This is a genomic window from Stenotrophomonas sp. SrG, assembly GCF_050031795.1.
Taxonomy (GTDB): Bacteria; Pseudomonadota; Gammaproteobacteria; order Xanthomonadales; family Xanthomonadaceae; genus Stenotrophomonas; species Stenotrophomonas rhizophila_A.
Map to the genome: position 1 here is coordinate 1 of NZ_JBNBBE010000945.1, position 242 is coordinate 242.

The 242-nt window shown below is 71.9% G+C and carries 1 protein-coding gene; it reads left to right on the top strand.

Annotated features, from left to right (window positions below; all coding sequences use genetic code 11):
• Positions 1-242, top strand: a 242-nt coding sequence (locus tag ACQG3P_RS22285; protein ID WP_426806269.1) for an ATP-binding cassette domain-containing protein, incomplete at both ends; no start/stop codon positions are given.

The window sequence follows — 242 nt, forward strand, 5'->3', positions numbered from 1 at the left end:
CGCGAGACGCTGGCACTGACCGGGGCGTTGCCATTGCTGCACCGGGGCTATGCCGAATTGTCCGCCGGTGAAAACCGGCGCGTGCTGATCGCCCGTGCGCTGGTGAACCGGCCGCAGGCGCTGCTGCTGGACGATCCGTCCACCGGGCTGGACCTGGTGGCGCGCCAGCACCGGATCGCCACCAGGCGCCCCCGGGCCGCGCAGGGCATCACCCGGGTGCTGGTGACCCACCACATCGACGA